The sequence below is a fragment of the Pseudomonas duriflava genome (assembly GCF_007830155.1).
Taxonomy (GTDB): domain Bacteria; phylum Pseudomonadota; class Gammaproteobacteria; order Pseudomonadales; family Pseudomonadaceae; genus Chryseomonas; species Chryseomonas duriflava.
In genome coordinates this window covers 1-25,316 of record NZ_VLKY01000014.1, presented here as the reverse complement: position 1 = coordinate 25,316, position 25,316 = coordinate 1, and the positions used below count along the sequence as shown (strand labels likewise).

Here is a 25,316-nt window from a genome sequence, read left to right as displayed (position 1 = left end):
TTGGGTATTTTCCAGTAGCGAAAGTGGCTGGCCTGCCTGAAGGCCAGGCTGACCAATAATTAAGCATTGTGACGCATAGCGAAAGGGTTCGTCATCCATGATCAGGACGATACGGCATCAACAGTTGTATCAGAGCCCTCGTTATCATGAGGCTCGCGCAGGACATAAGCCGCCGCGCTTTTGAGATTTGGAAGCAGTCGACTAATCAACGCCAACTGGGTAAGCACTAACCGATGTCCATCATCTAACTCATCGTGAGCCTGTTCGAGCTCATCGGCCAATGCATTTTCCTCCTCGGCAGTAGGAACTAATGGTCTACGCTCAGCAAGAGCTGTGGCAATCTCATCCAGTCCACTATTCAAGCGAGCAAGAGCTTTACCGATAATCTCGTCCGACGGGTGCTCTGCCAGCTTAGTACGGTGCGCCCCCAGAGCCGACAGATAGCTCAATAAAGTGTTGGAAAGCGCCAGAAAACGAAAGCCTGCATCTAGGTTACGTCGGAAATGACCAGGCTCTCTCAGCATGTTAGCCAACGCGGCCGATAAGGTTGCATCGGCGTTATGCACATTGCGCCGAGCGACCCTATAGGCCAAGTCGTCGCGTTTGCCGTTACGGTACTGGTCGATCACGCTACACAAGTAAAGATTGCTGGTGACCAGCGTATTGGCCATAACTTGGTGCAAACGTCGCCCCTGCCAGTCTGGCAAAATAAAAAACACTGCCAGGACAGCGATGAAACAGCCAATCAAAGTATCGATCAGACGTGGCCAGATTAGCCCAAAGCCATCGCCTACCTGGTTAAAGCAGAACAAAACCATGACGGTAATGGCAGCAGTCGCAACCGTATAACGATCTGTTCGCGTCAAAAAGAAAACAGTGCCTGCCACAACAGCCATTAGCAGTTGCACCTCAGTCGTCTCGAAGAGTTGCAAAAAGGCATGACCCAGCAACAAGCCAATCACGGTACCGACAATTCGCTGAGCTAAACGCAGCCGCGTAGCACCATAGTTCGGACGGCAGACGAATACAGTAGTAAGTAGAATCCAATAACCATAGTTAGGGTGGATCAGATGCAGGACGCCATACCCCGCTGCCAGTGCTAGCGCCATGCGCAACCCATGACGAAACAGCAATGAAGTCGGCGTAAGCTGAAGCCGGACGCGTTGAAACATGTCCTTGAGCGACCGCGGTGCTGGGTCAAGCAGGCTCGTATCTAGCTCGCCTACACTGACCTCAGGTCGACTTGCCTCAGATAACTGCCGCTCAAGCGTGGCCAAGTTATCGCACAAGGAATCGAGAGAGCGCAGCAAACCCTTCCAGTTACGGTTTTTCTGTTGCTTTAAATAATCCAGCGAAGCAGTCAGATCAGCCATAGCCTGCTGGCTCTGCTGGCCGTAATCGAAGGGGTGGCGCAGACGAATGGCTTCACCCAAGGCAGCGCATGCCTTGGCCTGCAAAGTCAGCAGACGCTGGCTGCGAAAAAGAACATCACTATGAAAAAAAGTCTCGGTCAGGGCACTATAGGGATAATGGGATGAGCTGGCACGCTCGTGGATATCCTGCGCCATGAAGTACAGTTTGAAATAGGCACCCGAACGCACACCAGGACGCCCTGAACGGCCAAAGCGGCTCAAAATAGTTGCCTTGGCACGGTTTAACGCCTCTACTACCTTACCATTTTGCTGTGCCAGTTTGAGCCGTCGCTGATGCAGGTCGATTTGGCGCACCGGCTCCAGCAAGTCCGCCTTATAACGGAGAAAAAGCCCTAGCTCATAATATAGGCTGGCCAGATTCTGGCGGACTGGCTGATGAGCGAATAAAGCACACCACAGAACTGATAACAGGCCATACCAAGTAGCGCCAGCCAAGAGCAAACTCGGCTCGAGCCAAAGGACTCCATCCATATTAAGGCGCTGATCTACACCAATCATGCCGTAAATTGACAAGATCACTGTAGCCTGAGCAATTGAGGCATAACGCTCACCCAAAGCCCCTAGCATTGTTAGAGAAAAAGTAGCCAATGCCAGGCCGATCACGAAAAGCCAGGGGTAGGGAAACAAGAGTTCAACGGAAACCGCCGCAATACCAAAACAGAGCAAGGTTGCAAGAAGCGACTTTAGCCGTCCTAGCCAATTGTCATCAGTTTCTGCCAAGGCGCTGGCAATGATGCCCAGAAATACAGGCGAAATGGACGTTAGACTTCCAAAATACCAGCAGACCGACATGGCCCCGGTTAGCGCGATGAAAACTCGTACACCGTAGCTGGCTTTGTTATGGGCCCAAAGGTGACGCCAAGGTTTACCGAAGAAAGTCATGTGTACCGTGCACGCTCCATAACGCCTCCTTCAGAGGCAACTTTTACTATGACGCCGGAGTAACACTAAAAGACATCTTTCTAAACAAAGTGTTTTAGCTATTAAAAATGTTGAACTCTTACATAGATCAGCGTTTTAAGAAAAACCAAAGGACACGTGCAGACACTGATGACACTACCTAAGCAAAAGGGTCCTGCGATGTATCACCACAGGACCCTTTGTTTATATATCAACAGCCGTATCGATCAGAACGGAATATCATCATCGAAACTATCATAGTCAGGCGCCGGCTGAGGCTGCTGTTGTGGTGCCGGGCGATTTTCACGCTGTGGAGCAGCCTGTTGAGGACGCTGAGCGCGCGGAGCGGCTGGCGCCTGGCTATACTCATCAGCACTGCCTCCCGCATTGCCACGTCCACCGAGCAACTGCATGGTACCGTTGATATCTACCACAATTTCCGTCGTGTAACGATCCTGACCATCCTGCCCCTGCCACTTGCGAGTGCGCAAGCTACCCTCTACATAGACCTGAGAGCCCTTACGTAGGTATTCCCCAGCGATCTCCGCCAATTTGCCAAAAAATACAACGCGGTGCCACTCGGTACGCTCTTGTTGCTGGCCAGTCTGCTTGTCTTTCCAGCTGTCGCTGGTAGCCAGAGTAATGTTGGTAACTGCATTACCATTGGGCATGTAACGGGTTTCGGGATCGCCCCCTACGTTGCCAACGAGAATTACTTTGTTTACGCCACGAGCCATACTATCTCTCCTGAAATCTTTAAAAACCGCTACGCAGCAGACGCTGAATTTACTAGCTGTTCGAGCGCAGCGCGATCAACCTGTTTGGTATCTATCTTGATGTAGACAGCCATCTCATCACTATTGGTTACTACAATGGCATCAGCGACGCCAGGTAGTGCCATCAACCTTTCGGCCAGCCCTTTATCCTTTGCAGCCGCAGGCGTCAGTGGCATACGTAGGCTGGTCACATACGGCGGTTCACGCATCGTAGCAGCTACTACTAGCCAGACAACACAGAGCGCTGCACAACCCAAGAAGACTATGGATAGCCCACCGTGCTGAAACAGCCACCCACCCAAGATGCCACCTGCAGCCGAACCAAGGAACTGACTAGTGGAGTAGATCCCCATTGCCGTTCCCTTTCCTCCTGCTGGAGCTACTTTGCTTACCAATGATGGCAAAGAGGCTTCCAACAAATTGAATGCAGTAAAGAAGATGATAATGCTTACTATCAAGGCTATGAGATGAGCATAGAACACATAGAAAAACAGTTCGCATAGCGCCAGTATGGCCACCGCGCCAAGCAGCACCCGCTTCATTTGGCGCTTCTTTTCACCATAGATGATAAACGGGACCATCGCGAAGAAGCCCACCACCAGTGCTGTTAGATAAACCCACCAGTGCTCTTCCTTGGGAAGCCCTGCCCGCTCAGCCATTGCTAAAGGCAAGACGACGAAACTGGACATCAAAACTGCATGCAAGACCCCAATACCCAGATTCAAACGCAGCAGATCAGGATTGCGTAGCGTTGCCCCGAGAGCCTGGCGCGCTACGCTGGACTCACGATGTTGCATGGCTCTGGAGCTGACAGGCACCACAAATAAAACGAGTAAAAGGCCCACCAGTGCCAAACCAACGGTAGTCCAGAACAATCCCGACAGACCGAACGCCCGTGTCAACAACGGGCCGCCCACCATGGCAACGGCAAAGGAAACGCCGATACTCATACCAATCGTAGCCATAGCCTTCGTACGATTCTGCTCACGCGTCAGATCGGATAATAAAGCCATGACTGCTGCTGAGATGGCACCTGCGCCCTGAAGGATACGACCAGCAATAACGCCCCAGATCGAATGTGAACAGGCTGCCACTGCAGCGCCCACTGCAAAGATAAGAAGACCGCCAATAATCACCGGACGTCGCCCGATTCGGTCTGAGAGCGCTCCAAAAGGAATCTGGAGAATAGCCTGGGTCAAACCATAGGCGCCAATAGCCAACCCGATGAGTGCAGGCGTGGCACCATCTAACGCCTGACCATATGTAGCCAGAACAGGTAACACCATGAACATACCGAGCATGCGAAACGCAAAAACAAGGGCCAGTCCAACCGCAGCGCGACGCTCCGTAGCGCTCATGCGCTCGCTGTGCTTATCGTGCATGAAAACTCCTTTTGTCGGTGCAGCAAAATTCATAGCACCGTATAACTTTAAAAATGAAGTAAGAGTAACCACATAGGAGGAAGCGGGACGAAGCAGACTACGTTATAGCGGAGACGTAGTGTCTCTTGGCTGTACCAACAAAAGCTGAAGTACATGTCACCGTAGAAGCGCGTCAGTAATTTTACCAGTCTTGATCTGCTTGGCACAGGCGCGACGTTTCGACGCGCTCTCGTGCTGTCGCCGAATAATTGCGGGCTTCTGATGCCTGCCAGCGAGGCCATATCATACGTGGATAAGATCCTTATCCGTGGGGCACGAACCCACAACCTGAAAAACTTTGATCTCACCCTGCCCCGCGACCAGCTAATTGTTATTACTGGCTTATCTGGCTCGGGCAAGTCCTCACTGGCGTTTGATACCTTGTACGCTGAAGGCCAGCGTCGCTATGTCGAGTCGCTATCAGCCTATGCGCGCCAGTTCTTGTCGATGATGGAAAAGCCGGATGTTGACAGTATCGAAGGCTTGTCGCCGGCCATCTCAATCGAGCAAAAGTCTACCTCGCACAACCCGCGCTCTACGGTTGGTACCATTACTGAAATTTATGACTACTTGCGTTTGCTTTATGCACGCGTAGGTACACCGCGCTGTCCCGACCATGATGTTCCTTTGGAGGCGCAAACGGTCAGCCAGATGGTAGATCAAGTTATCGCCATGCCGGAAGGCCGCCGCCTCATGCTGCTTGCCCCCGTGGTCCGGGAACGCAAAGGTGAGCATCAGGCAATCTTCGAGGAAATGCGGGCCCAAGGCTTTGTACGGGCCCGGGTGAATGGGCGTCTCTATGAACTGGATGATTTGCCCAAGCTCGACAAACAGAAGAAACACACCATAGAAATCGTTGTCGACCGGTTCAAAGTCCGCAGTGACTTGCAACAACGCCTGGCTGAATCCTTCGAAACAGCGCTCAAACTGGCGGACGACATTGCCCTGATTGCTCCCATGGAAGATGAAGAGGGCGAGGAAGTTATTTTTTCCGCACGCTTTTCCTGTCCAGTTTGTGGCTTCTCCATTGGAGAGCTTGAGCCTAAGTTGTTTTCCTTCAACAACCCGGCCGGCGCGTGCCCTACCTGTGACGGCTTGGGTGTTAAGCAGTTCTTCGACGCGCGACGAGTAGTAAACGGTGAGCTATCACTATCCGAAGGCGCCATCCGTGGATGGGATCGGCGTAATGTCTATTACTTCCAAATGCTGGGATCCCTCGCTGCGCACTATGGCTTCAGCCTGGAAGAACCCTTCAAGAACCTTAGTCCTGCACATCAGAAAGCCGTACTGAATGGCTCAGGGCGCGATAGCGTAGAGTTCCGCTATCTCAATGACCGAGGCGACATCGTCAAACGTTCGCACTCATTCGAAGGCATCCTGCCTAACCTTGAACGACGTTACCGTGAAACTGAGTCCCAAAGTGTTCGCGATGAGTTAGCCAAGTATCTGAGCACTCAGCCCTGTTCAGAATGCAACGGCACCCGCTTGCGGCGGGAATCTCGTCATGTCTGGGTAGGTGAAAAAACCCTACCAGCAGTGACCCGTCTCCCTGTCGGCGATGCGACACAGTATTTTACTGGCCTATCGCTAACAGGCCATAAAGGCCAGATCGCCGACAAAATCCTTAAAGAAATCCGAGAGCGCCTCCAGTTTTTGGTTAATGTAGGGCTCGACTATCTTACGCTTGACCGTAGTGCCGACACACTTTCAGGTGGCGAGGCACAGCGGATTCGATTAGCCAGCCAGATCGGCGCGGGCCTGGTCGGCGTGATGTATATCCTAGACGAACCTTCGATTGGCTTGCACCAGCGGGACAATGAGCGGCTACTGGGCACGCTGACGCACCTGAGAAATCTAGGCAATACTGTTATTGTCGTCGAGCACGACGAAGATGCCATTCGGCTTGCCGATTATGTGGTCGATATTGGTCCTGGCGCTGGCGTACATGGCGGTCAAATTATTGCTGCCGGCGCCCCAGATGAAGTCATGAACCATCCGGACTCCATTACAGGCATGTACTTGTCTGGCCGCAAAAAAATCATCGTGCCGGCAAAACGCACCCCATACGATAAGAAAAAGGAATTAGTCGTCAAAGGTGCGCGAGGTAATAACCTACAGAATGTCGAACTACGCCTTCCAGTAGGCCTGTTCACGTGCATTACAGGCGTATCAGGCTCAGGCAAATCCACTCTGATCAACAATACGCTATTCCCTATCACGGCAACGGCCCTTAATGGAGCCACTACATTGGAAGTAGCGCCGTATGAATCTTTTGAGGGGTTACAGCATATAGACAAGGTTGTTGATATCGACCAAAGCCCTATTGGCCGTACGCCCCGCTCCAACCCAGCCACTTATACCGGGTTATTTACCCCTATTCGCGAGCTGTTCAGTGGTGTACCCGAGGCACGCTCACGCGGCTATGGTCCAGGGCGCTTCTCCTTTAATGTCAAAGGCGGCCGCTGCGAAGCCTGCCAAGGCGACGGCGTAATAAAGGTAGAAATGCATTTTCTACCCGACATCTATGTTTCTTGTGATGTATGTAAGGGTAAGCGTTATAACCGAGAAACCTTAGAGATCAAATACAAAGGTAAAACCATTACTGAAGTATTAGACATGACTATCGAAGAGGCTCGCCAGTTCTTTGATGCAGTCCCAGCCTTGGCGCGCAAGCTGCAGACACTGATGGATGTCGGCCTGTCCTATATACGCTTGGGTCAAAGCGCTACCACACTATCAGGAGGCGAGGCACAACGAGTCAAGCTTGCCCGCGAACTCTCCAAACGAGATACAGGTAAAACCTTATATATTCTGGATGAACCAACCACCGGCTTGCATTTTGCGGACATTCAGCAATTACTCGACGTACTTCACCGTCTGCGCGACCATGGTAATACCGTCGTAGTCATCGAGCACAACCTGGATGTTGTCAAGACGGCTGACTGGCTCGTCGATCTAGGCCCCGAAGGCGGCTCCAAAGGAGGAGAAATAATTGCAACCGGCACACCTGAAGAGGTTGCGGAAAACTCTAAGTCCCATACAGGGCGTTTCCTCAAACCTCTTTTAGAACGTGACAGAGCATAAAATTGTTAAATAGCCAACCTGTTACATACAGGTTGGCTATTTACTAACTTTACCTATTTAAATTCTGATAACGCTCCAGTTCCTTTGCATCGTGACTGCAAAACAGCTCAACTTCCCCGGCATGAAGTACAGAAAGCTCACGCAAGCGCTGTTGATTACGCATCCGTAAATCACGGCTAGCTTCCATAAGTGTTTGGTAGAAGCGTAATCCTGGCGGACAGGCCCTTTTCTGTTGACCTACCTCTTCACGATAAAAATAAGCATCGCCTGCATGTAGCAACCATCCGCGTGGGCCTTGAATGGCAACGCCCGCATGTCCCCAGGTATGTCCTGCCAAAGGAATCAGAAGAATTTCCGGAGGTAATCCTTCTAAATCACGCACAGCGGAGAAGCCATACCATTGTTCCCCGTGGGGCTTATAAAACTGCCACTGCTTTACTTGGTCCCACTGATGTAGCCGATAACGATTCTTAGCAATGAAGCCGTGTGGAAGCTTGGCCGCTTCTATTTCGCGTTGAAGGACGTGAACCGTTGCCCCAGGGAAATCTTCAAGACCTCCAGCATGATCGAAATCCAAATGCGTCAGGACAATATGACGTACATCCTGTGGTTGAAATCCGAGCTTTCGTACCTGCTCAACAGCCGTATAGCGCCTATCGAATTGAATATTGTTGAGCTTTATGAAGAAAGAGCTTAGTCGCTTGTAGGGAGCATGTACGTCTCGCTCACCAAAGCCTGTGTCTATAAGCACAAGCCCATGGCGATCAGTCTCAACTAATAAACAATGACATACTAAATGGCCTCTTAACCCCTTACTAAAACCATCAAACAACGCCCCGCCCCATGGGCACATACACCCGCAATCAAGATGATGAACACGCATATCAAAGCCCTTCGTGCCGTCTGCCTTTGATTGCGACCGCAGCACGACTCTAGGTGTTTCTTAATCTACGAATCCCTCTGCTCAACGGGCTTAAGACAGATACAAAAAAGCCCCTTTGAAAGGGGCTTTATAAACATCCGATAGTTTATTCCACTTCGCTTAAGACGATACCAAGCCCTTGAGCAACACCCTCTCCATAGACACGATCAGCCTTAAGGAAATGGGCAATCTGGCGACGCTGAACATCCCGCGTTACGCCTTGCATAGCCCCTACAATATTGCTGATCAGCAAATCCTTTTGTTGTGCTGACATCAACCGGAACAACGCGCCAGCTTGTGAGTAATAATCTTCATCTATACGGTGATCGTAACGATCTGCCATACCACTTAATGCCAAACCAGGCTCACGATATCGAGGTGCCTGCTTTGGCGTATCAGTGTAGCTGTTAGGCTCATAATTTGGTGCCGCCCCGCCATTACCATCGAAACGCATAGCCCCATCACGTTGATAATTCTGGTAAGAGCACTTCGGTGCATTAACCGGCAGCTGCTGATAATTGGTACCTACCCGATAGCGATGCGCATCGGCATAGGCAAATACACGACCCTGCAGCATTCGATCAGGCGACAGGCCTACCCCAGGAACAACATTGCTAGGCGCAAATGCAGCTTGCTCAACCTCAGCGAAGTAATTCAGAGGGTTACGGTTAAGCTCCAACTCCCCAACCTCAATCAAGGGATACTCTTTCTGCGACCATACCTTGGTGACGTCAAAAGGATTCTCAGGCCGGGCCACAGCTTCAGCCTCACTCATGACCTGGATACAAACACGCCATTTCGGATACTCACCACGCTCGATAGCCTCAAACAGATCACGCTGAGCATAGTCCGGTGCAACCCCAGCCAAACGGGCGGCCTCTTCAGGATGAAGATTCTTAATACCTTGCAGGCTTTTGAAGTGCCACTTTACATAGTGACGCTCGCCTTGAGCGTTAATAACGCTAAACGTATGGCTACCAAAACCGTGCATAAACCGATAACCATCAGGCGTACCACGGTCAGAGAACAAGATTGTTACTTGATGAAGCGACTCGGGTGACAAAGACCAAAAGTCCCACATCATCTGAGGGCTCTTTAAATTGGTCTGCGGGTTACGTTTCTGCGTATGGATAAAGTCAGGAAATTTCAACGGATCACGCAGGAAGAAAACGGGCGTGTTATTTCCGACTATGTCCCAATTGCCTTCTTCGGTATAAAACTTGACGGCAAAACCACGTGGATCTCGCTCTGTGTCGGCTGACCCGCGCTCTCCGCCTACAGTAGAAAAGCGTAGAAATATGGGAGTTTGCTTGCCTACTGATGCAAACAAAGCTGCTGACGAAAGATGGGTAATATCCTGAGTAACCGTAAACGTACCGTAGGCACCGGAGCCCTTCGCATGTACGCGGCGCTCAGGAATAACTTCACGATTGAAGTGAGCCAGCTTTTCTACTAAATGGAAATCGTCCAATAGCAGAGGACCGCGCGGACCGGCAGATCGTGAATTCTGATTATCAGCAACCGGAATACCGCTCGCTGTTGTAAGCGTCTTGTTCTGGCTCATTTACTTCGTCTCCCTATTGGTAACGCAACGCTGCGCTATAGGGGCAGTATGACTAAGCCTCTTAATTAGCTCTAATTTATTGAATCTCTCTTTTTAATAGTAAAACCAAAAAAATCTTGGAATGTAAAAGCCAAGAATTTAGTACAAGTAGCTGAGCTCAAAAGAGTTGAGTTTTTCTACACCTCTAAATAAAAAAAAGCCGGGCAAGCCCGGCTTTTTTTTGCGAAACCCTTACTCAGCGGCTTCAGCTGTTTCTACTGAACCACCGATAGGGCGATCAATCAGCTCAACGTAGGCCATTGGCGCATTGTCACCAGCGCGGAAACCGCACTTGAGAATACGCAGATAACCACCTGGGCGGTTAGCGTAACGCTTACCCAGATCGTTAAACAGCTTGCCTACAGCAGCTTTCGAACGAGTACGGTCGAAAGCCAGGCGACGATTGGCAACACTATCTTCCTTAGCTAGAGTAATCAGCGGCTCGGCAACGCGGCGCAGTTCTTTAGCTTTCGGCAGAGTTGTTTTAATTAGTTCATGCTCGAACAGCGACACAGCCATGTTCTGGAACATAGCCTTGCGGTGTGCGCTCGTGCGGCTCAGGTGACGACCACTTTTACGATGACGCATGGTTAAATTCCTTACCAAACTAACGTTCGGTGACTAATAACGATCAGGCCGTAGCCTTATCGTCCTTCTTAAGACTTGCCGGGGGCCAGTTGTCCAGGCGCATGCCAAGCGACAAACCGCGTGAAGCCAGAACATCCTTGATCTCAGTAAGAGATTTCTTACCAAGGTTAGGCGTCTTGAGTAGCTCTACTTCGGTGCGCTGAATCAGATCACCAATATAGTAGATATTCTCAGCCTTCAAGCAGTTAGCCGAACGGACGGTCAGTTCAAGGTCGTCAACCGGACGCAGCAGAATTGGATCGATTTCGTCTTCCTGCTCAACAACGACAGGTTCGCTATCGCCCTTGAGATCAACAAAAGCGGCCAACTGCTGTTGCAGAATGGTTGCTGCACGACGGATGGCTTCTTCAGGATCAAGCGTGCCATTAGTTTCTAGATCAAGCACTAGCTTGTCTAGGTTGGTACGCTGCTCAACACGTGCGTTTTCAACTACGTAAGCCACACGACGAACTGGGCTGAAAGAAGAATCGAGCTGCAAACGACCAATCGCTCGCGTTTCATCTTCTTCGCTCTGACGAGCATCAGCTGGTTCATAGCCGCGACCACGAGCAATTTTCAGCCTCATGTTGAGCGAGCCGTTATCCGCCAGGTGAGCAATAACATGATCACCATTGACGATTTCGACATCATGCTCAAGCTGGATATCAGAAGCCAGAACAGGTCCTTGTCCCTTTTTACTCAGGGTCAAAGTGACCTCATCACGGCCATGCAGCTTGATCGCCAATCCCTTGAGATTGAGCAGGATTTCAATAACGTCTTCCTGCACACCCTCAATCGCACTGTACTCATGCAGTACACCGTCGATCTCGGCTTCGACCACTGCGCAGCCAGGCATGGAGGACAACAGGATGCGACGAAGCGCGTTGCCCAAGGTATGGCCGAAACCACGCTCGAGAGGCTCAAGCGTGATTTTGGCGCGGGTTGGACTGACCGCCTGCACATCAATGTGGCGGGGGGTCAGGAACTCATTTACCGAACTCTGCATGGATGCACCTATTTTCTAGCCCTTACTTGGAGTAGAGCTCGACAATCAGGTTTTCGTTGATGTCGGCGGAAAGATCACCACGAGCCGGAATACTCTTGAAAGTACCGGACTTCTTTTCGGCGTCTACTTCAACCCATTCAACACGACCGCGCTGGGCGCACAACTCAAGAGCTTGAGCGATACGCAACTGATTCTTAGCCTTTTCACGAACAGCAACTACGTCACCCGGCTTAACTTGGTAAGACGGGATGTTCACAGTTTGACCGTTTACAGTAATGGATTTGTGCGAAACCAGCTGACGAGACTCAGCACGAGTAGCACCAAAGCCCATACGATAAACAACGTTATCTAGGCGAGTTTCAAGAAGCTGAAGTAGGTTTTCACCTGTCGCACCTTTACGGCGAGCAGCTTCTTTGTAATAACCAGCGAACTGACGCTCTAGAACGCCATAAATACGGCGTACCTTCTGCTTTTCACGCAGCTGCAGACCATAGTCGGATAAGCGACCACGGCGCTGGCCATGTGCACCAGGAGCGTTTTCGATGTTGCACTTAGATTCGATCGCACGAACACCGCTCTTCAGAAAGAGATCAGTGCCTTCGCGGCGGGACAGTTTGCACTTGGGACCAATGTAACGAGCCATTTCTTACTGTCTCCTATTACACGCGACGCTTCTTCGGCGGACGGCACCCGTTATGCGGGATAGGCGTCACGTCGGTGATGCTGGCGATCTTGTAACCACAGGCGTTCAAAGCACGCACTGCAGACTCACGGCCCGGACCTGGACCTTTGACATTCACGTCAAGATTCTTGAGACCATACTCAAGAGCTGCTTGACCAGCACGCTCTGCAGCGACCTGGGCAGCAAAAGGGGTGCTCTTACGCGAGCCACGGAAGCCGGAGCCACCTGAAGTGGCCCAGGACAAAGCGTTACCCTGACGATCAGTAATAGTTACGATGGTATTGTTAAAAGACGCGTGGATATGGGCGATGCCATCCACCACTGTCTTTTTAACTTTCTTACGAGGACGAGCAGCAGGTTTTGCCATGACTAGATTCCTGTCGATTCGCGGATGCGATTACTTGCGGATCGGCTTACGCGGCCCTTTACGGGTACGCGCGTTGGTCTTGGTACGCTGACCACGGACGGGAAGACCACGACGATGGCGAAGGCCACGGTAGCTACCCAGGTCCATCAAGCGCTTGATGTTCATGTTGATCTCACGGCGCAGATCACCCTCAGTAACGAGTTTGGCGACTTCGTTGCGCAGTTGATCAATCTGCTCGTCGCTCAGATCCTTGATTTTAGCGGACGGGCTGATGCCAGTGGCCGCACAGATATTCTGAGCAGTTGTGCGACCGACACCATAGATGTAAGTCAGCGAGATAACAGTATGCTTGTTATCCGGAATGTTAACGCCTGCGATACGGGCCATTCTAGAAAAACTCCATTTGACAGCAACCCACGCCCTGGAAGCCAAGAAAAGGGCGCAAGATATTAACGCTGTAATAAAAAATGATCAACCCGACAGCGCACTAGCTGTCGGGTTATACGCGTGTATTCACACTCAGCCTTGGCGCTGCTTGTGACGCGGTTCCGCGCTACAAATTACTCGTACAACACCGTCGCGGCGAATAATTTTGCAGTTACGGCACAGCTTCTTAACCGATGCACGAACTTTCATCACCAACTCCTCTAACCTTACGGCTTATATCAGCGAAGCATTCCGCCGCCATAACCCTTCAGATTGGCTTTTTTCATCAAAGACTCATACTGATGAGACACGAGATGTGATTGAACCTGGGACATAAAGTCCATGACAACCACAACCACAATCAACAGTGAAGTCCCGCCAAGGTAAAACGGCACGTTAGCTGCCACCACTAAAAACTGAGGTAACAAGCATACTGCCGTCATATACAGGGCGCCGAACATGGTTAAACGAGTCAAAACGCCATCTATATAGCGCGCAGACTGCTCACCAGGACGGATTCCTGGAATAAACGCACCCGACTTCTTCAGATTTTCAGCTACATCTTTAGGGTTAAACATCAAAGCCGTATAGAAAAAGCAGAAGAAAATAATGCCCGCACTAAACAGCAAGATGTTCAACGGCTGGCCAGGAGCAATAGCCTGAGCTATATCCTGAAGCCACCCGAGTCCTTCGGATTGACCGAACCAAGATCCTAGCGATGCAGGGAACAGCAAAATGCTACTGGCGAAGATAGCAGGAATAACACCTGCCATGTTTACCTTAAGCGGCAAGTGGCTATTTTGAGCAGCAAAGACTTTACGACCCTGTTGACGCTTAGCATAGTGCACAGCGATCCGGCGTTGGCCACGTTCGATAAACACCACGAACGCTATAATGGCTACAGCCACAAGTCCAACAGCAATCAAGGCAAAAATATTGATATCACCTTGTCGTGCAGACTCGAAAGACTGACCTACTGCTCGCGGAAGCCCCGCCACGATGCCCGCGAAAATTAGCATGGAAATACCATTACCAACACCGCGCTCGGTGATCTGCTCACCCAGCCACATCATGAACAGCGCCCCAGCAACAAAGGTAGTCACGGCTACAAAGTAAAAGCTAATGCCTGTAGAGAAGGCAACACCTTGACTTGCAAGACCGACAGACATCCCAGTTGCCTGAACCAATGCCAATACCAAAGTGCCGTAGCGGGTATACTGACTGATCTTACGGCGACCAGACTCGCCTTCTTTTTTCAACTGCTCCAGCTGCGGGCTGACAGCGGTTAGCAACTGCATAATGATCGAGGCCGATATATACGGCATGATCCCTAATGCAAAAATACTCATCCGCTCCAGCGCGCCGCCAGAGAACATGTTGAACAGGCTAAGAATGGTCCCCTCATTCTGCCGGAAAAGCGCCGCCAGCTGATCCGGATTTATACCCGGAACTGGTATATGCGCGCCAATCCGATACACGATAATTGCCAGAAAAAGAAAGCGCAAGCGCGCCCATAGTTCGGACAAACCGCCATTGCTGAGCGCAGAGAGAGAACCTTGCTTAGCCATTTATTCCTCGATCTTACCGCCAGCTGCTTCAATAGCCGCACGCGCACCCTTCGTGGCTGGAATGCCCTTCAGAGTAACAGCACGAGAGATGTCGCCGGACAGAACGACTTTTACACGTACAACACTACGATTGATGACATTGGCATCTTTCAAAGCTTGTACGGTAATAATGTCGCCCTCGACCTTAGCCAGCTCAGACGTGCGCACTTCTGCACGATACAAAGCTTTCAAGGAAACGAAACCAAACTTTGGCAGGCGACGGTGCAGAGGCTGTTGGCCACCCTCGAAACCAGGAGCAACTTTACCGCCGGAGCGAGAAGTAGCACCTTTATGACCGCGGCCGCCTGTCTTGCCCAGACCGCTACCAATACCACGACCAGGACGCAGCTTTTCGCGGCGAGCCCCTGGAGCGGAACGCAGATCGTTAAGCTTCATAACTTAACCCTCCACACGCAGTAGGTAATAGGCCTTATTGATCATGCCACGATTTTCTGGAGTATCCAGAACCTCTACAGTATGACCAATACGACGCAGGCCGAGGCCTTTGACGCAAGCCTTATGGTTGGCCAAACGGCCATTCGTGCTCTTAATCAATGTAACTTTTACAGTAGCCATGATCAGAGAATCTCCTCGACGCTCTTGCCACGCTTGGCTGCAACGGACTCTGGAGATTGCATGTGCTTCAATCCTTCAAAAGTGGCATAAACCACGTTTACAGGATTGGTAGAGCCATAGCACTTAGCCAAAACGTTCTGCACACCAGCCACTTCCAGCACAGCGCGCATAGCACCGCCAGCAATGATTCCAGTACCTTCAGAGGCAGGCTGCATGAATACCTTAGAGGCTCCATGAGCAGACTTGACTGGATATTGAAGCGTATTGCCGTTCAGATCCACCTGGATCATATTGCGACGAGCAGCTTCCATAGCTTTCTGGATTGCAGCAGGCACTTCACGCGCCTTACCACGACCGAAGCCTACACGCCCTTTACCATCACCCACTACGGTTAACGCAGTGAAAGCAAAGATCCGGCCGCCCTTGACGGTTTTAGCGACACGATTAACTTGAACCAGCTTCTCGATATAACCTTCGTCGCGCTTTTGATCGTTATTTGCCATGACTTAGAACTCCAGTCCGCTTTCACGTGCGGCATCAGCCAACGCCTTCACGCGGCCATGGTATTTAAAGCCAGAACGATCAAACGCTACCTGAGTAACGCCAGCCGCTTTGGCACGCTCAGCAACCAGCTTGCCGACTTTTTGAGCCGCCTCGATATTGCTGGTAGCGCCTTCGCGTAGGTCTTTGTCCAAAGTCGAGGCACTGGCCAAAACTTTGCTGCCGTCGGCCGCGATGACCTGGGCATAGATGTGCTGAGAAGAGCGGTATATACATAGACGCACTACTTCCAGCTCGCGCATTCTCAAGCGTGCCTTGCGAGCGCGACGCAGTCGAGTTTCTTTCTTGACGCTCATTTGCTATGCCCTACTTTTTCTTGGCTTCTTTACGGCGAACGACTTCATCGGAATACCGAACACCTTTACCTTTATAAGGCTCTGGCGGACGGAAATCACGAATTTCGGCTGCCACCTGACCTACTAGCTGCTTATCGATACCTTTAATCAAGATATCAGTCTGGCTAGGAGTCTCGGCAGTAATGCCTTGAGGAAGCTCATAATCGACCGGATGAGAGAAGCCGAGGGACAATGAAAGCACTTGACCTTTAGCCTGTGCCTTATAACCCACGCCGACCAGTTGCAGCTTACGCTCGAAACCCTGGCTAACACCAATAACCATGTTATTAACCAGCGCGCGAGTTGTACCCGCCATTGCGCGCGTCTGCTGATCGCCATTACGAGCAGCAAATCGCAGCTCACCCGACTCCTGAGAAATCTCAACGGAGGGATGAACTTTAAGCTCAAGAGAGCCTTTAGTACCTTTAATAGAAAGCTGTTGACCGGCCAGGTTAATTTCTACGCCTGCAGGCAGCTTCACAGGGTTCTTAGCAACACGAGACATGCTTTTTCCCCTTAGAAAACAGTGCAGAGCACTTCGCCGCCAACACCTGCAGCACGAGCCGCGCGATCCGTCATCACACCCTTGTTGGTGGAAACGATCGACACGCCCAAGCCGCCACGTACTTTTGGCAACTGGTCAACAGATTTGTACTGGCGAAGACCAGGACGACTAGTACGCTTCAGTTCTTCGATGACAGGCTTGCCTTCAAAATACTTCAGCTCGATAGACAGCAGCGGCTTGATTTCCGCACTGACCTGAAAACCCGCAATATAGCCTTCATCCTTTAGGACTTTGGCAACTGCCACCTTTAACTTGGAAGATGGCATGCTTACGACGGACTTTTCAGCCATCTGGGCATTACGGATACGAGTTAGCATATCTGCTAACGGGTCCTGCATACTCATGGGCTTGTAGCTCCTAAATGCATATATGAGCCTATAGCTCTGAAACCGCCCAGCCTAGACGCTGACTCGGGCGAGCCGACCATTCTAATAGCCAAATAAAAACAAATCAAGCCCCATGAGGGGCTTGATTCTTTAACCGCTTATCATGCGAGGCTATTACCAGCTGGCCTTTACCAAGCCAGGAACATCACCACGCATTGCAGCTTCGCGCAACATGATACGCGACAAACCGAACTTACGGTATACACCGTGTGGACGACCGGTCAGTCGGCAACGATTACGCAAACGGCTAGCACTAGCGTCACGAGGCTGCTTTTGCAAAGCAACCTGTGCAGCCCAACGCTCTTCTGGAGCCGTATTCGGATTAGCAATAGTCGCTTTCAGCTCAGCACGCTTTTGTGCGTACTTAGCAACCGTTTGCTGACGCTTCAGCTCACGGTTTTTCATACTCTGCTTAGCCATCTGAAACTCCTATCAATTACGGAACGGGAAGTTAAATGCACGCAACAGTGCACGACCTTCCTCGTCCGTACGAGCAGTTGTTGTCAGAGTGATATCCATACCACGGAGAGCATCGATTTTGTCGTAATCGATTTCCGGGAAAATAATCTGCTCTTTAACACCCATACTATAGTTGCCACGACCATCAAAGGACTTGCCATTCAAGCCCCGGAAGTCACGAACACGCGGCAAGGAGATAGACAAGAGGCGATCCAGAAACTCATACATACGGTCTTTACGCAGAGTTACCTTCACACCAATCGGCCAACCTTCACGGATTTTGAAACCCGCGATCGACTTGCGCGCATATGTTACTACGGGCTTTTGACCAGCAATTTTCTCAAGATCAGCTAATGCGTTTTCGATAATTTTCTTATCGCCAACGGCTTCGCCAATACCCATATTTAGGGTGATCTTGGTGATACGCGGAACTTCCATCACGTTAGCCAGCTGAAGCTGCTCTTTCAGCTTGGGCGCAATTTCCTTCCGATAGATTTCTTTCAATCGTGCCATGGTGATCTACCTAGCAACCTCAAGCCTGAACCGCTTTTTGGTTCGACTTGAAGATACGGATTTTCTTACCGTCTTCCACCTTAAAGCCAACACGGTCTGCCTTGTTGGTTTCTGGATTGAAGATAGCAACGTTGGAGACATGCAGAGGAGCTTCCTTCTCAACAATGCCACCCTGTGCGCCCAGCATCGGATTCGGCTTGGTGTGGCGCTTAACAAGGTTTACCCCACCAATGACCAAGCGGTCATCAGCAAGCACCTTTAGCACTTTGCCACGCTTACCTTTGTCTTTGCCGGCAATGACGATTACTTCATCGTCACGACGAATTTTTTGCATGACGGCTACTCCTTACAACACTTCGGGGGCAAGGGAGACGATCTTCATGAACTTCTCAGAGCGAAGTTCACGCGTCACCGGCCCAAAGATACGGGTACCGATTGGCTCCTGCTTGTTATTTAGCAGTACCGCAGCGTTACCGTCGAAGCGAATGATGGAGCCATCTGTACGACGCACACCGTGCTTAGTACGAACCACAACAGCCGTCATCACCTGACCTTTTTTAACCTTTCCGCGAGGAATGGCTTCTTTCACGGTGACCTTGATGATATCGCCAATACCCGCGTAGCGGCGATGCGAACCACCCAGCACCTTGATGCACATAACACGACGAGCGCCGCTATTATCGGCCACATCGAGCATGGATTGAGTCTGAATCATGGCTCTTCACCCTTACACTTGTACGGCGCGCTCGACGACATCAACCAGGGTCCACGCCTTGGTCTTTGCCAGCGGGCGTGTTTCGCGAATAGTGACCAGGTCACCAGCGCGGCACTGATTGTTTTCGTCGTGAGCGTGCAGCTTGGTGGAACGCTTGACGTATTTACCGTAGATCGGGTGCTTTACGCGACGCTCAATCAGAACGGTGATGGTTTTGTCCATTTTGTCACTGACCACTCGGCCGGTCAGCGTACGGACGGTCTTTTCAGCTTCAGCCATGATCACTTACCTGCTTGCTGGTTCAGCACAGTCTTGACACGAGCAATGTCGCGCTTCACTTGCGAGAGCATGTGAGACTGCCCCAGTTGGCCAGTTGCTTTCTGCATACGCAGATTGAACTGGTCACGCAGCAGGCTGAGAAGCTGCTCGTTCAGCTCCTCGACGGATTTCTCACGTAATTCTTGCGCTTTCATTACATCACCGTCCGCTTAACAAAGGAGGTTTCAAGTGGAAGCTTGGCAGCAGCAAGAGCAAAAGCTTCGCGAGCCAACACTTCAGAAACGCCCTCGATCTCGTACAGCACCTTGCCCGGCTGGATCTGGGCTACCCAGTACTCCACGCTACCCTTACCTTTACCCATCCGCACTTCAAGCGGCTTTTTGGTTACAGGCTTGTCAGGAAAAACGCGAATCCAGATTTTACCGCCACGCTTAACGTGACGAGTCAAGGCACGACGAGCCGCTTCGATCTGGCGAGCAGTAAGACGGCCACGGCTAACAGCTTTTAGTGCATATTCGCCAAAACTTACTTTACTACCGCGATGAGCCAAGCCACGGTTGTGGCCAGTCATCTGCTTGCGGAATTTCGTACGCTTAGGTTGCAGCATGATGCGTACCCCTTACTTAGCAGCTTTTTTGCGCGGAGCTGGCGCTACAGGCTTAAGCTCTTCCTGGCGGCCACCAATGACCTCGCCCTTGAAGATCCACACCTTTACACCAATCACACCATAAGTGGTATGAGCTTCCGCAGTTGCGTAGTCGATATCAGCACGAAGAGTATGCAAAGGCACACGACCTTCCCGATACCACTCGGTACGAGCAATTTCTGCCCCACCAAGACGACCACTCACCTGAATCTTGATGCCTTTAGCGCCAAGACGCATCGCACTTTGCACGGCACGCTTCATAGCGCGACGGAACATTACACGACGCTCGAGCTGCTGAGCTACGCTTTGCGCAACTAGCGCACCGTCGAGCTCCGGCTTACGGATCTCTTCGATGTTGATGTGCACTGGCACACCCATTTGCTTGGTCAGGTCCTGACGCAGCTTTTCAACATCCTCACCTTTCTTGCCGATAACAATACCGGGGCGAGCAGTGTGAATAGTGATGCGTGCAGTTTGAGCCGGACGATGAATATCGATACGGCTTACGGACGCGCTTTTTAGTTTGTCTTGGAGATATGCACGAACCTTCAGATCGGCAAGCAGATAATCAGCGTATGTGCGCTTATCTGCATACCAAACGGAAGTGTGCTCCTTGACGATACCCAGGCGAATGCCATTGGGATGTACTTTCTGACCCATCTGATCGACTCCGTTACTTGTCCGCAACCTTGACCGTGATATGGCAAGACCGCTTCACGATGCGATCAGCACGACCTTTGGCGCGCGGCATGATGCGCTTCAGCGAACGCCCTTCGTTGACGAATACAGTGGAGACTTTTAAATCATCCACGTCAGCGCCTTCGTTGTGCTCGGCGTTAGCAACAGCCGACTCGAGCACTTTTTTCATAATCTCGGCAGCTTTCTTACTGCTGAAAGCCAGGAGGTTGAGCGCTTCGCCCACCTTCTTCCCGCGAATTTGGTCGGCGACCAAGCGGGCTTTCTGGGCGGAGATTCGAGCGCCCGACAGCTTAGCGGCTACTTCCATCTTTCCTTACCCCTTAACGCTTGGCTTTTTTGTCAGCCACATGACCGCGATACGTGCGGGTAGCAGCAAACTCGCCGAGTTTATGGCCAACCATGTCTTCGTTTACAAGCACCGGGACATGTTGACGGCCGTTATGTACAGCAATGGTCAAACCAACCATTTGCGGCAGAATCATTGAACGACGAGACCAAGTTTTAATTGGCTTACGATCGTTTTTCTCTACCGCAACTTCGATCTTCTTCAGTAGGTGAAGATCGATAAAAGGACCTTTTTTAAGAGAACGTGGCACAGTCGTATCCTCAATTCATTACTTGCGGCGACGGACGATCATCTTGTCAGTGCGCTTATTCGCACGGGTCTTCGCACCCTTGGTCGGGAAGCCCCATGGAGACACTGGATGACGGCCACCGGAGGTACGACCCTCACCACCACCATGCGGGTGGTCAACAGGGTTCATTGCCACACCGCGAACGGTGGGACGAATGCCACGCCAGCGCTTAGCACCTGCTTTACCCAAGGAGCGCAGGCTATGCTCGGCATTGGAAACTTCACCCAATGTAGCTCGGCATTCGCTTAGCACTTTACGCATCTCGCCGGAACGGAGACGCAAAGTAACATAGGCACCCTCACGAGCAACCAATTGAGCAGAAGCACCAGCAGAACGAGCGATCTGAGCACCTTTACCAGGCTTCAGCTCGATACCATGCACAGTACTACCAACAGGAATGTTGCGCAGCGGCAAGCTGTTACCTGCTTTAATCGGCGCACCAGCACCTGAAATCAGCTGATCACCAGCACTTACACCTTTCGGCGCAATAATATAACGACGCTCACCGTCAGCATATTTAAGAAGAGCAATGTGAGCAGTACGGTTTGGATCGTACTCAACACGCTCTACTACAGCCGGGATTCCATCTTTGTCGCGACGGAAATCAACTAGGCGATAATGCTGCTTATGACCACCGCCTTTGTGACGAGTGGTAATACGACCGTTGTTGTTACGGCCGCCAGACTTACCCTGCTTCTCTACAAGAGGAGCATACGGAGCGCCCTTGTGCAGTTCAGCATTGACAACCTTGACCACAAAACGGCGGCCAGCGGAGGTCGGCTTGCATTTAACGATTGCCATGATGCCCCCTTACTTACTCAGCATTGCTGGAGAAATCGAGATCCTGGCCCGGCTGGAGAGCAACATATGCTTTTTTCCAGTCGTTACGCTTGCCCAGACCACGCGCAGTACGCTTCGTCTTACCCTTTACATTCAGAGTACTTACGCTACGCACTTTTACGTCGAACAGCTGTTCGACAGCTTTTTTGATTTCCAGCTTGGTTGCATCAGTTGCAACCTTAAAGATGAACTGCTTTTGACTTTCCGCCAGCACAGTAGCCTTCTCGGAGATGTGCGGACCAAGCAGTACCTTGAATACACGTTCCTGGTTCATCCCAGCAGCTCCTCGAATTTCTTCACGGCAGACACTGTGACCAGCACTTTGTCGTAGGCGATCAAGCTGACAGGGTCAGAACCCTGCACATCACGCACGTCAACAAAAGGCAGGTTGCGGGCAGCCAAGTAAAGGTTCTGATCGACATTATCAGTTACGATCAGGACATCTTTCAGGCCAAGGCCATCAAGCTTGCTTACTAACCCTTTGGTCTTAGGGGCATCGATAGAAAACTCATCCACTACGACCAGACGATCCAGACGTACCAGCTCAGCCAAAATAGAACGCAGAGCGGCGCGGTACATCTTTTTATTGAGCTTTTGCTCATGATTCTGCGGTTTGGCCGCAAAGGTAGTACCACCGCCACGCCAGATAGGGCTACGGATAGTACCGGCACGAGCACGGCCGCTACCTTTTTGACGCCAGGGCTTCTTGCCACCACCAGAAACTTCGGAGCGAGTCTTTTGAGCACGAGTACCCTGACGACCACCAGCCATGTAAGCAACCACAGCTTGATGAACTAGGGTTTCGTTAAACTCGCCACCGAAAGCGCGCTCAGAGACTTCAATAGCCTGAGAGCCATTTACATTAAGTTGCATGTTCCGTTCCCCTTTTAACCGCGAGCTTTGGCTGCAGGACGAACAACCACGTCACCGCCAGGAGCACCAGGAATGGCACCCTTAACTAGCAACAAGTTGCGTTCAGCATCAACACGGACAATTTCAAGGGACTGCACAGTTACACGCTCAGCACCCATGTGACCGGACATTTTCTTGCCCTTGAACACTCGGCCAGGAGTCTGGCACTGGCCGATGGAGCCAGGTGCGCGGTGAGAAACGGAGTTACCGTGAGTATTATCTTGACCACGGAAGTTCCAGCGCTTAATGGTACCGGCATAGCCTTTACCTTTGGACTGGCCAGTCACGTCGACCAACTGTCCCGCCTGGAAAATATCAACCGTAATCTGATCGCCAGTGCTGTACTCGCCTTCTTCAAGACGGAACTCAAGCACGCTACGACCAGCAGCAACGCTCGCTTTGGCAAAATGACCTGCCTGAGCCTTGCTTACACGAGAAGCACGACGCTCACCAACTGTAACCTGCACAGCACGGTAGCCATCAGTATCTTCTACTTTCATTTGGGTTACACGATTCGGCTCAATCTCGATGACTGTGACCGGAACGGAAACGCCTTCCTCGGTGAAAACGCGGGTCATGCCGCATTTACGACCGACTACACCAATAGTCATTATATAAACCTCTTGAGTGTACGGGGCTTTCACCCGCTATGGCCGCCCATTTCAGAGCGTTACACGACTAAAACACAAAGGTCTTAGCCGAGGCTGATTTGTACTTCTACACCAGCAGCAAGGTCGAGCTTCATCAGCGCATCAACGGTTTTATCCGTTGGCTGGACAATATCCAGCACACGCTTATGAGTACGAATTTCGTACTGGTCACGTGCATCCTTGTTGACGTGCGGAGAAATCAGCACTGTGTAACGTTCCTTGCGGGTAGGCAGAGGAATCGGACCACGCACCTGAGCCCCAGTACGCTTCGCGGTTTCCACGATTTCCTGGGTGGACTGATCAATCAGGCGATGATCAAAAGCCTTCAACCGAATACGGATTTGTTGGTTTTGCATTTGACCTCAGACTCCAAGCTTTCCCCTCAGGCAGAATATGCCCGATAAAAGGAGGCGCAATTCTATAGACGCACTGAAGGGGTGTCAATAATAGACAAAGCAGAAAAGGCCCCGAAGGGCCTTCTCTAGACGAACGTCGATTTTATTCGACGATCTTGGCAACCACGCCGGCACCAACGGTACGGCCACCTTCACGAATCGCGAAGCGCAGACCTTCTTCCATGGCGATCGGAGCGATCAGGGTAACAACCATCTTGATGTTGTCACCCGGCATTACCATCTCAACGCCTTCCGGCAGCTCGCAGTTACCAGTTACATCCGTAGTACGGAAGTAGAACTGCGGACGGTAGCCCTTGAAGAATGGGGTATGACGACCACCTTCTTCCTTGGACAGCACATACACTTCGCACTCAAACTTAGTGTGCGGCTTGATAGTGCCCGGCTTGGCCAAAACCTGGCCACGCTCAACGTCTTCACGCTTGGTGCCACGCAGCAGAGCGCCAACGTTCTCACCAGCACGACCTTCGTCAAGCAGCTTACGGAACATTTCAACGCCGGTACAGGTAGTCTTGGTCGTAGCACGAATGCCCACGATTTCAACTTCCTCACCCACTTTAACGATACCGCGCTCAACACGACCAGTCACAACAGTACCGCGACCAGAGATGGAGAATACATCTTCGATTGGCATCAGGAACGGCTGATCAATGGCACGAACCGGCTCAGGAATGTAAGCATCCAGAGTTTCTACCAGTTTACGTACAGCCGATACACCGATTTCGTTATCGTCTTTGCCTTCCAGCGCCATCAGCGCGGAGCCAACAACGATCGGAGTGTCATCGCCCGGGAAGTCATAGGTGTTCAGCAGATCGCGAACTTCCATTTCTACCAGCTCGAGCAGCTCGGCATCATCAACCATGTCGGCCTTGTTCAGGAACACGACAATGTAAGGAACGCCTACCTGTCGGGACAGCAGAATGTGCTCACGCGTCTGCGGCATGGGGCCGTCAGCAGCGGAACATACCAGGATAGCGCCGTCCATCTGCGCAGCACCGGTAATCATGTTCTTCACGTAGTCAGCGTGACCCGGGCAGTCAACGTGAGCATAGTGACGAACAGGCGAATCGTATTCAACATGGGAGGTGTTGATGGTGATACCGCGAGCCTTTTCTTCCGGTGCGTTATCGATCTGATCGAAGTTACGCGCGGAGCCGCCCCACGTTTCTGCGCAAACCTTGGTCAGCGCAGCGGTCAGCGTTGTCTTACCATGGTCGACGTGGCCGATGGTGCCGACGTTGACGTGCGGTTTGTTACGTTCAAATTTTTCTTTAGCCA

General features: G+C 51.4%; 35 protein-coding genes. 1 reads left to right on the top strand and 34 read right to left on the bottom strand.

Annotation, left to right across the window (positions count from 1 at the left end):
- Positions 1–101: 101 nt before the first annotated feature.
- From yccS to IQ22_RS18235, 3 genes are all read right to left on the bottom strand, one after another.
- A complete protein-coding gene (yccS, locus tag IQ22_RS18245; protein WP_145144645.1) occupies positions 102–2,315 on the bottom strand; it encodes a YccS family putative transporter in 2,214 nt (737 codons plus the stop codon).
- A 245-nt stretch (positions 2,316–2,560) separates the two neighbouring features.
- Complete coding sequence (locus IQ22_RS18240) at positions 2,561–3,070, bottom strand: single-stranded DNA-binding protein (protein ID WP_145144643.1); 510 nt, start codon at positions 3,068–3,070, stop codon at positions 2,561–2,563.
- 29 nt (positions 3,071–3,099) lie between these two features.
- Complete coding sequence (locus IQ22_RS18235) at positions 3,100–4,563, bottom strand: MFS transporter (protein WP_280177100.1); 1,464 nt, start codon at positions 4,561–4,563, stop codon at positions 3,100–3,102.
- A 216-nt stretch (positions 4,564–4,779) separates the two neighbouring features.
- Between IQ22_RS18235 and uvrA the strand changes: the two genes are divergently transcribed.
- A complete protein-coding gene (gene uvrA, locus IQ22_RS18230; protein ID WP_145144639.1) occupies positions 4,780–7,614 on the top strand; it encodes an excinuclease ABC subunit UvrA in 2,835 nt (944 codons plus the stop codon).
- Positions 7,615–7,663: 49 nt separating this feature from the next.
- Here uvrA and IQ22_RS18225 read toward each other — a convergent pair whose 3' ends face one another.
- The 31 genes from IQ22_RS18225 to tuf form a co-directional block, all read right to left on the bottom strand.
- Positions 7,664–8,497, bottom strand: a complete 834-nt coding sequence (locus tag IQ22_RS18225; RefSeq protein ID WP_145144637.1) for an MBL fold metallo-hydrolase — start codon at positions 8,495–8,497, stop codon at positions 7,664–7,666.
- A gap of 145 nt (positions 8,498–8,642) precedes the next feature.
- The gene (locus tag IQ22_RS18220) at positions 8,643–10,100 is read right to left on the bottom strand and encodes a catalase (protein WP_145144635.1); all 1,458 of its coding nucleotides are present in this window, start codon (positions 10,098–10,100) and stop codon (positions 8,643–8,645) included.
- A 231-nt stretch (positions 10,101–10,331) separates the two neighbouring features.
- Entirely contained in the window at positions 10,332–10,727 is a 396-nt protein-coding gene (gene rplQ / locus IQ22_RS18215; protein WP_145144633.1) for a 50S ribosomal protein L17, read from the bottom strand.
- 43 nt (positions 10,728–10,770) lie between these two features.
- Positions 10,771–11,772, bottom strand: a complete 1,002-nt coding sequence (locus IQ22_RS18210) for a DNA-directed RNA polymerase subunit alpha (RefSeq protein ID WP_010796771.1) — start codon at positions 11,770–11,772, stop codon at positions 10,771–10,773.
- A gap of 22 nt (positions 11,773–11,794) precedes the next feature.
- Positions 11,795–12,415 carry a 30S ribosomal protein S4 gene (gene rpsD, locus IQ22_RS18205; protein WP_145144630.1) on the bottom strand — a complete coding sequence of 207 codons (621 nt, stop codon included), beginning with the start codon at positions 12,413–12,415 and terminating at the stop codon, positions 11,795–11,797.
- A gap of 16 nt (positions 12,416–12,431) precedes the next feature.
- On the bottom strand, positions 12,432–12,821 hold the full coding sequence (gene rpsK, locus IQ22_RS18200) for a 30S ribosomal protein S11 (RefSeq protein WP_003093689.1): 390 nt from the start codon (positions 12,819–12,821) through the stop codon (positions 12,432–12,434).
- Positions 12,822–12,851: 30 nt separating this feature from the next.
- Entirely contained in the window at positions 12,852–13,208 is a 357-nt protein-coding gene (gene rpsM, locus IQ22_RS18195; protein WP_145144628.1) for a 30S ribosomal protein S13, read from the bottom strand.
- A 132-nt stretch (positions 13,209–13,340) separates the two neighbouring features.
- Complete coding sequence (rpmJ, locus tag IQ22_RS18190; RefSeq protein WP_003281814.1) at positions 13,341–13,457, bottom strand: 50S ribosomal protein L36; 117 nt, start codon at positions 13,455–13,457, stop codon at positions 13,341–13,343.
- A 29-nt stretch (positions 13,458–13,486) separates the two neighbouring features.
- Positions 13,487–14,815 (bottom strand): preprotein translocase subunit SecY, encoded by a 1,329-nt coding sequence (gene secY, locus IQ22_RS18185; protein WP_145144626.1) that lies wholly within the window; start codon positions 14,813–14,815, stop codon positions 13,487–13,489.
- The gene (gene rplO / locus IQ22_RS18180) at positions 14,816–15,250 is read right to left on the bottom strand and encodes a 50S ribosomal protein L15 (RefSeq protein WP_145144624.1); all 435 of its coding nucleotides are present in this window, start codon (positions 15,248–15,250) and stop codon (positions 14,816–14,818) included.
- 3 nt (positions 15,251–15,253) lie between these two features.
- Positions 15,254–15,430, bottom strand: coding sequence for a 50S ribosomal protein L30 (rpmD, locus tag IQ22_RS18175; protein WP_145144622.1), 177 nt, complete (start codon positions 15,428–15,430; stop codon positions 15,254–15,256).
- A gap of 2 nt (positions 15,431–15,432) precedes the next feature.
- The gene (gene rpsE / locus IQ22_RS18170; RefSeq protein ID WP_010796765.1) at positions 15,433–15,933 is read right to left on the bottom strand and encodes a 30S ribosomal protein S5; all 501 of its coding nucleotides are present in this window, start codon (positions 15,931–15,933) and stop codon (positions 15,433–15,435) included.
- 3 nt (positions 15,934–15,936) lie between these two features.
- On the bottom strand, positions 15,937–16,287 hold the full coding sequence (gene rplR / locus IQ22_RS18165) for a 50S ribosomal protein L18 (protein ID WP_145144620.1): 351 nt from the start codon (positions 16,285–16,287) through the stop codon (positions 15,937–15,939).
- 10 nt (positions 16,288–16,297) lie between these two features.
- A complete protein-coding gene (rplF, locus tag IQ22_RS18160) occupies positions 16,298–16,831 on the bottom strand; it encodes a 50S ribosomal protein L6 (protein WP_145144617.1) in 534 nt (177 codons plus the stop codon).
- 11 nt (positions 16,832–16,842) lie between these two features.
- A complete protein-coding gene (rpsH, locus tag IQ22_RS18155) occupies positions 16,843–17,235 on the bottom strand; it encodes a 30S ribosomal protein S8 (RefSeq protein WP_145144615.1) in 393 nt (130 codons plus the stop codon).
- A 156-nt stretch (positions 17,236–17,391) separates the two neighbouring features.
- A complete protein-coding gene (gene rpsN, locus IQ22_RS18150; RefSeq protein WP_145144612.1) occupies positions 17,392–17,697 on the bottom strand; it encodes a 30S ribosomal protein S14 in 306 nt (101 codons plus the stop codon).
- Positions 17,698–17,709: 12 nt separating this feature from the next.
- Positions 17,710–18,249, bottom strand: coding sequence for a 50S ribosomal protein L5 (gene rplE / locus IQ22_RS18145; RefSeq protein ID WP_145144611.1), 540 nt, complete (start codon positions 18,247–18,249; stop codon positions 17,710–17,712).
- 19 nt (positions 18,250–18,268) lie between these two features.
- Entirely contained in the window at positions 18,269–18,583 is a 315-nt protein-coding gene (rplX, locus tag IQ22_RS18140; protein ID WP_145144609.1) for a 50S ribosomal protein L24, read from the bottom strand.
- A 12-nt stretch (positions 18,584–18,595) separates the two neighbouring features.
- On the bottom strand, positions 18,596–18,964 hold the full coding sequence (gene rplN / locus IQ22_RS18135; protein ID WP_007161241.1) for a 50S ribosomal protein L14: 369 nt from the start codon (positions 18,962–18,964) through the stop codon (positions 18,596–18,598).
- A 12-nt stretch (positions 18,965–18,976) separates the two neighbouring features.
- Positions 18,977–19,243: a 30S ribosomal protein S17 gene (rpsQ, locus tag IQ22_RS18130; RefSeq protein ID WP_010796758.1), complete on the bottom strand. Its 267-nt coding sequence runs from the start codon at positions 19,241–19,243 to the stop codon at positions 18,977–18,979.
- A 2-nt stretch (positions 19,244–19,245) separates the two neighbouring features.
- Positions 19,246–19,437, bottom strand: a complete 192-nt coding sequence (rpmC, locus tag IQ22_RS18125; RefSeq protein WP_010796757.1) for a 50S ribosomal protein L29 — start codon at positions 19,435–19,437, stop codon at positions 19,246–19,248.
- Complete coding sequence (gene rplP, locus IQ22_RS18120; RefSeq protein ID WP_145144607.1) at positions 19,437–19,850, bottom strand: 50S ribosomal protein L16; 414 nt, start codon at positions 19,848–19,850, stop codon at positions 19,437–19,439. Before rplP ends, rpmC begins: the two co-directional genes overlap by 1 nt.
- 12 nt (positions 19,851–19,862) lie before the next feature.
- Positions 19,863–20,549 (bottom strand): 30S ribosomal protein S3, encoded by a 687-nt coding sequence (rpsC, locus tag IQ22_RS18115; RefSeq protein ID WP_145144605.1) that lies wholly within the window; start codon positions 20,547–20,549, stop codon positions 19,863–19,865.
- Between the two features lie 13 nt (positions 20,550–20,562).
- Complete coding sequence (rplV, locus tag IQ22_RS18110; protein WP_003103908.1) at positions 20,563–20,895, bottom strand: 50S ribosomal protein L22; 333 nt, start codon at positions 20,893–20,895, stop codon at positions 20,563–20,565.
- A gap of 13 nt (positions 20,896–20,908) precedes the next feature.
- On the bottom strand, positions 20,909–21,184 hold the full coding sequence (gene rpsS / locus IQ22_RS18105; protein WP_145144603.1) for a 30S ribosomal protein S19: 276 nt from the start codon (positions 21,182–21,184) through the stop codon (positions 20,909–20,911).
- 18 nt (positions 21,185–21,202) lie between these two features.
- Positions 21,203–22,024, bottom strand: a complete 822-nt coding sequence (gene rplB / locus IQ22_RS18100) for a 50S ribosomal protein L2 (RefSeq protein WP_145144601.1) — start codon at positions 22,022–22,024, stop codon at positions 21,203–21,205.
- 13 nt (positions 22,025–22,037) lie between these two features.
- Positions 22,038–22,337, bottom strand: coding sequence for a 50S ribosomal protein L23 (rplW, locus tag IQ22_RS18095; RefSeq protein WP_145144599.1), 300 nt, complete (start codon positions 22,335–22,337; stop codon positions 22,038–22,040).
- A complete protein-coding gene (gene rplD / locus IQ22_RS18090) occupies positions 22,334–22,936 on the bottom strand; it encodes a 50S ribosomal protein L4 (protein ID WP_145144597.1) in 603 nt (200 codons plus the stop codon). Before rplD ends, rplW begins: the two co-directional genes overlap by 4 nt.
- 14 nt (positions 22,937–22,950) lie before the next feature.
- On the bottom strand, positions 22,951–23,586 hold the full coding sequence (gene rplC, locus IQ22_RS18085) for a 50S ribosomal protein L3 (protein ID WP_145144595.1): 636 nt from the start codon (positions 23,584–23,586) through the stop codon (positions 22,951–22,953).
- An 83-nt stretch (positions 23,587–23,669) separates the two neighbouring features.
- Positions 23,670–23,981, bottom strand: coding sequence for a 30S ribosomal protein S10 (gene rpsJ / locus IQ22_RS18080; protein ID WP_003243886.1), 312 nt, complete (start codon positions 23,979–23,981; stop codon positions 23,670–23,672).
- 142 nt (positions 23,982–24,123) lie between these two features.
- Positions 24,124–25,316, bottom strand: a 1,193-nt coding sequence (gene tuf, locus IQ22_RS18075; RefSeq protein ID WP_145144593.1) for an elongation factor Tu, incomplete at its 5' end; no start/stop codon positions are given.